The following is a 5600-nucleotide window of genomic DNA, read 5'->3' as shown; positions in this document are numbered from 1 at the left end:
TATACATCCTCTAAAAGAAATCAAAAATTGTTGAACTGGTCAATATTTATAACTAATGTTCCAGAAAATAAAATTAGTGCTGAGCAAGTATTAACGATTTACAGAGTAAGGTGGCAAATTGAGTTATTATTTAAATTGTATAAAAGCCATATCAGGCTTGATAAGGTAAAAGGAAAGCCATGCAGAGTATTATGTGAACTATATGCTAAATTGTGTGCAATTCTTATATTTCACGGCATAGTTGGTTGCACAGAAGTGAAAAAGAATACAGAACTTAGCTTAACAAAGGCATTTATTGATCTAAAAAGGCGGGTTAGAGAGTTATTTTTAGTATTAACCAAAATTAATAGTTTAAAAGCATTTCTTAAAAAACTCACTATAACTTGGTCGCGATTTTCATTAAAAGACAAACCTAGAAGGGCTAGAGTATCCACTTTAACCTCTCTAAATTTGCTCACAATCTCTTAACTTGACGCGTATGGTCTTTGATAGCATGAAAAATAGATTCAAGAAAAATAATAGATATAGGGATTGGTTTAATTTTTGTTACAGTGATTCAGTACAGTCTGGATGCATTATTTTGGAAAATATTGTTGATGGATATTGCAGCAGAGCAAGAGAAAACGAAAAGAGCAGAATGCTTGAGTTGTTTAGAATAACTGCACAATTTGTGTTAGATTTTTTGAACGGTGCATATAATTTTTCAAGATTCAATCCAATTTCCTAAGGAACATTGACAATTTTAAGCTAATTTGTATCCTTAATAAGTATTTTTTAAAATGCTATGAAAAGTAAAGAACATGATTTTCATTTAGTGGATCCAAGCCCTTGGCCAATTGCTGTATCAGGAGCAATTCTTATTCTTGCACTTGGATTAGTTGGCGCGCTTCATAAACAAATTGTCGGAATGTTTTGTTTAGTTTTGGGAATCTCCGCAGTATCAGGGGTGCTGTTTTATTGGTGGAGAGATGTAATAAGGGAGGCCATTTATGACAAATGTCACACTGCCATTGTAAAACATGGACTCAAATTTGCAATGTACTTGTTTATTCTCTCGGAGGTCGTATTTTTTATAGTGTTCTTTTGTTCATTCTTTAAAGCCTGGCTTGATCCAGTTTTTTTATTTGAGGCGTTTTCTCCTGCAAAAAAAGTTGAATGGCCCCCTGAGGGAATTTTGCCACCTGATCCGTGTTCACTACCATTCATGAATACATTAATATTATTGCTTTCTGGTACAACAATTACTTGGGCAAATCACTCTTTACTTAAAAATGATAAAAAGAGCATGATTAAAATGCTGTCCATAACTATATTGCTTGGAGTTTTTTTTATAATAGTGCAAGCAATAGAGTATCATGAAGCGAGTTTTTCTCTACAAGAAACAGGAGAAAAGCTTATTTATACATCCAATTTTTATATGATTACCGGTTTTCACTGCGCACACGTTATAATAGGAATAATATTTTTATCAGTGTGTTTATTTAGAGCACGGAAAGGCCAATTTACACTTCAGGACCATTTGTGCTTTGAGTTTGCCTCCTGGTATTGGCACTTTGTAGATGTAGTCTGGATATTTTTATTTTTGTTTGTCTATTGGTTAAGCGTTTATTAAGTGGTTAAAATAATAGGTCTAGATCCAGGAATAAGCAAGACTGGGTGGGCCATTATCAGCCTGAACGAAAAAAATAATATTGAATTTTTGGGCGGCGGTACCATATCAACTGATGGTAAATTGGGTACAGGTGAACGCCTACATATAATTTTTGAACAATTAAAGAAAGTAATTTCCCTATACTCTCCGAATGAAGCTGCGGTGGAGAAAATTTTTGTTAATAAAAATCCTAAATCTTCACTAACTTTAGGATATGCAAGAGGGGTTGTAATTTTAGCGTTAAAAATAACAAAGCTAACTATGAATGAATATGATGCAAACTATGTAAAAAAAAGCATTACCGGAAATGGCCATGCTGATAAGGATCATATTATATTTATGGTGAAGCAAATAGTTAAAAATTTGAGTATAAAATGCCACCATGCTGCTGACGCTCTTGCTGTAGCAATTTGTCATGCTTATACGAAAGGTTCTTGTTTTGTTGAGTAACTTTTATATGGGATTCAGTTTGAAGATTTCCAGATCTGGAAAAACTATTTGATTGTATTTATCTTGTCTAACGTTCGTTGCAAAATAATACATGCGGAGATTTTATCATCTATTTTTTTCGATTTTGTGATTGATATTTCAGTAATTTTTAGTGTATGAGTTGCGATAGATGTTGAGAAGCTTTCGTCTTGTAAGTATATATTTACTTTATGTTTTTTTATTATTTTATTTGCGAATTGGATTATAGTTTTACACCATTTAGTTTCTTGCTCGTCCATTTTTAATGGTAGTCCTATTACCATTGATCCAGATTCATTTTCTTTGAATATTCTATGCAGATAACCTAAATCTTTGCTCATATTTCTTCTGTGATATATGCTATGAGCTGTGGCTATGAGCTGTGTTTTATCGCTAAATGCTATGCCTATTTGCTTTTCTCCCATGTCAAGGCACATTATGCGCTTATCTTTTGGAATAGACTTTAGAAACTCATCTGGATTTCTATGTAGCATCTATTAGACTTCCTTTAAAGTGACCTTACCAAAAAAGTGGAGAGAAAGTTAAGAAAATTTTTTACAAAAAGAATAATGAATCAAATTGCTCAGGAATGCAATAGACTTCTTGCATAACCCAAACTAAGTAGAAAAAAGGTATCATCTAAGTAGCTGACACTGTTTTCCATCCAAAAGGGCAGTGCCCCTATGATGTCATTCCAGTGCTTGACACTGGAATCCAGACTTCAATTGTTATACTTGTAAATAAGTCTGGAACGTTCATCTCAAAATGTAGTATTTTTGTTGAAATAGCTCAACTGGATTCCAGCGTCACGCGCTGGAATGACACCTTTGTGTTTGCATAGCTGTACTAACATTGTGATTTGAGAGCAATCTCCACAAGGGAGGATGTCATTCCAGTGCCCAGACACTGGAATCCAGGAAAAAGAATGGTGTCATCCAAGTAGCTGACACTGGGATCCAGAAGACTTAATTTCAACCAAATAATAAAGGCTGGATCCCAGTGCTTGGCACTGGAATGACAGCAATCCTACCTCATACCGCGATTCATTCGCGGTATCTCAGCCGCTAACAAGTAGCGGGATGACGGTTATCGTTTAGCTACAAACATTAAGAAATTTACCAAACGAAAAAAAAGGCAAAAGAAGCCCCGTGGTTGGCTAATTACTTACATTATACTTTCAAGTATGGCGTTTTTTTATTCTAAACACTTAATAACCGCGATTCAGTTGCTTTTAAACCGCAACTAATCTAAATCATAAACGTTAAGAAATTTACTAAACAGAAAAAAAGGGAAAAGAAACCCTAGGGTAGCTAGTTATTCACTATCCATTTTTTAAGTTGGCGTTTTTTTATGTTTTAAACGCTTTATAAGCGCGTTTCAGCTTATGTAGGTAGAAGTTTTATAAAGACATAAGGTGCACATAGTGCAAAAAATTAAACATGAGACGCCAGATACGTGAGTTTTTTTGTCATTTAATCTGTACAGAGAAGATAAATAAATAGCTTCAATTTTATGATAAGAGGGCTGGCGAAGCTTGTCAAGTAATCTTTTGCATTTAACCCGTTTCTATGGGTAAAACAATCTGCATACCACTTAGCTAACATGAGTTTTGTTTTGACTTTTTGTGCTAATTTTGCAGAATATTAAGATTATCATTTAAATAAAGTACATGACGAAAGAGGATTGGGAAGCAGTAATTGGGCTTGAGGTGCACGCTCAAGTTTCTTCTAATACGAAGCTATTTTCTAGCTCATCAACGGAGTTTGGTGCTGAGCATAACACTCAGGTTTCTCTAGTTGATGCGGCAATGCCAGGTACGCTGCCAATACTAAATTATTACTGCATAGAGCAAGCAATACGCACCGGTCTTGCACTTTCTGCAGAAATTAATAAGTATTCTTACTTTGATCGGAAAAATTATTTTTATCCTGATTTACCGCAAGGGTACCAGATAACCCAGTTTTTTGAGCCAATAGTTAAAAATGGTAGAATATTTATCAACGATAATGAAAAAGAAATAAGAATCGCGAGAATTCATTTAGAGCAAGATGCAGGAAAGAGCGTTCATGAGGAAAGCAAAACTTATGTGGATTTAAATCGTGCAGGGGTTGCTTTAATGGAAATTGTTTCAGAACCAGATCTCCGTTCATCTGCGGAAGCTGCAGAATGCATGAAAAAATTGAGGCAGATTTTGCGTTATATTGGTTCGTGTGATGGTGATATGGAAAAGGGATCACTTCGTTGTGATGCAAATGTTTCTGTCCGCCTAAAAGGCAGTAGCACATTTGGCACTCGTTGTGAGATAAAAAATCTGAACTCGATACGTTATATTGTGGAAGCTATAGACTATGAAATACAAAGACAAATTGAAATTTTAGAAAGTCGAGAAGAAATAAGTCAAGATACCTTATTGTTTGACGTTGCTTCGGGAAAAACAAAAGTGATGCGAAACAAAGAGGATGCAAGCGACTATAGATACTTCCCTGAGCCTGATTTATTACCTGTTGAGGTAAGCCAGGAGAAAATTGATTTAATTCAATCATCTTTGCCCGAGTTGCCAGATCAAAAAAAGCTGCGATACATTGAGGAATTGGGTATCAACGAATACGATGCAAACGTCATTACCTCCGATAAAGCAATTGCTGATTATTTTGAGGAATTGATAAAAAAACATGATTCAAAGCTCGCGGTCACCTGGTTAACTGTAGAGCTTTTCGGTCGTTTAAATAAAGCAAATATTGATATTGTGAGCTCTCCAATCAAAGCCAATGCCCTGTCCGAGCTCTTAGATTTTATCGTTGATGGAACGATCTCTGCTAAACTTGGTAAACAAGTTTTTGATATTATGTTTGAAACTGGCAAACCTGCATCTTTAATTATAGAAGAGCAAGACCTAAAACAAATAACCGATAGAGGTCAAATATCAGGAGTTATCGACACAATCGTCAATAACAACCAAGATAAAGTTCAAGAATACAAAAGCGGTAAAACAAAGTTATACGGATTCTTTGTCGGCGAAGTTATGAAACTTACCAAAGGAAAAGCCAGCCCTGATGTGGTGAATTCAATTTTGAGTGAGAGATTAGAGTGAGGTGCCTGTAAGATTATCCTGCTCGGCGGTTAAGCGCACCTTTCATGGTATTATGTATCAAGCGAGATGGCTAATGCTGTTTCCTAAACATGCAGTAGATAGAGAGTATTCTTTCCGCCTATTCACAGAGAAAAAATCAGCTAAGGATTTTGATGATATTGTTCTTCGGTATGAACAAGATGGGAAAATAGTACATAGATTCATACAAGTCAAGCACAGGCAGGGTAGGCACAAAAAGATCAGTATAGGTGACTTATTAACACCGGGAAAGAATGGTGCGTTTGGCTTAATAAAATATCTCATTGCTTATTTAAAGATCAAAAGTATAGCACTTCTCGCAATAGTCCGAATAGGATAAGATATGTGCTTATGGCTATGGTAGAGCAGTAG

The 5600-nt window shown here is 35.3% G+C and carries 7 protein-coding genes; 6 read left to right on the top strand and 1 reads right to left on the bottom strand.

Annotation, left to right across the window (positions count from 1 at the left end; genetic code table 11):
- From OZD68_RS04255 to ruvC, 4 genes are all read left to right on the top strand, one after another.
- The coding region (locus tag OZD68_RS04255) for a transposase (RefSeq protein WP_275008720.1) at positions 1-468 on the top strand (468 nt) is incomplete at its 5' end.
- A gap of 25 nt (positions 469-493) precedes the next feature.
- The gene (locus OZD68_RS04250) at positions 494-727 is read left to right on the top strand and encodes a hypothetical protein (RefSeq protein ID WP_275009078.1); all 234 of its coding nucleotides are present in this window, start codon (positions 494-496) and stop codon (positions 725-727) included.
- Between the two features lie 57 nt (positions 728-784).
- The gene (locus OZD68_RS04245; protein WP_182309164.1) at positions 785-1612 is read left to right on the top strand and encodes a cytochrome c oxidase subunit 3; all 828 of its coding nucleotides are present in this window, start codon (positions 785-787) and stop codon (positions 1610-1612) included.
- Positions 1613-2101, top strand: coding sequence for a crossover junction endodeoxyribonuclease RuvC (gene ruvC / locus OZD68_RS04240; RefSeq protein ID WP_182309163.1), 489 nt, complete (start codon positions 1613-1615; stop codon positions 2099-2101).
- A 44-nt stretch (positions 2102-2145) separates the two neighbouring features.
- Here the strand turns inward: ruvC and ruvX are convergent, their stop codons facing one another.
- On the bottom strand, positions 2146-2613 hold the full coding sequence (ruvX, locus tag OZD68_RS04235; RefSeq protein WP_182309162.1) for a Holliday junction resolvase RuvX: 468 nt from the start codon (positions 2611-2613) through the stop codon (positions 2146-2148).
- Positions 2614-3788: 1175 nt separating this feature from the next.
- On the opposite strand from ruvX, the gene gatB reads away from it, so the two are divergent.
- Together gatB and OZD68_RS04225 are read left to right on the top strand one after the other, a co-directional pair.
- On the top strand, positions 3789-5210 hold the full coding sequence (gatB, locus tag OZD68_RS04230) for an Asp-tRNA(Asn)/Glu-tRNA(Gln) amidotransferase subunit GatB (RefSeq protein ID WP_182309161.1): 1422 nt from the start codon (positions 3789-3791) through the stop codon (positions 5208-5210).
- A 73-nt stretch (positions 5211-5283) separates the two neighbouring features.
- Positions 5284-5568, top strand: a complete 285-nt coding sequence (locus tag OZD68_RS04225) for a hypothetical protein (protein WP_220468096.1) — start codon at positions 5284-5286, stop codon at positions 5566-5568.
- Positions 5569-5600: the final 32 nt, after the last annotated feature.

The organism is Wolbachia endosymbiont of Drosophila bicornuta (assembly GCF_028982105.1).
GTDB lineage: Bacteria > Pseudomonadota > Alphaproteobacteria > Rickettsiales > Anaplasmataceae > Wolbachia > Wolbachia pipientis.
This window is presented reverse-complemented; position numbering and strand designations above follow the sequence as displayed.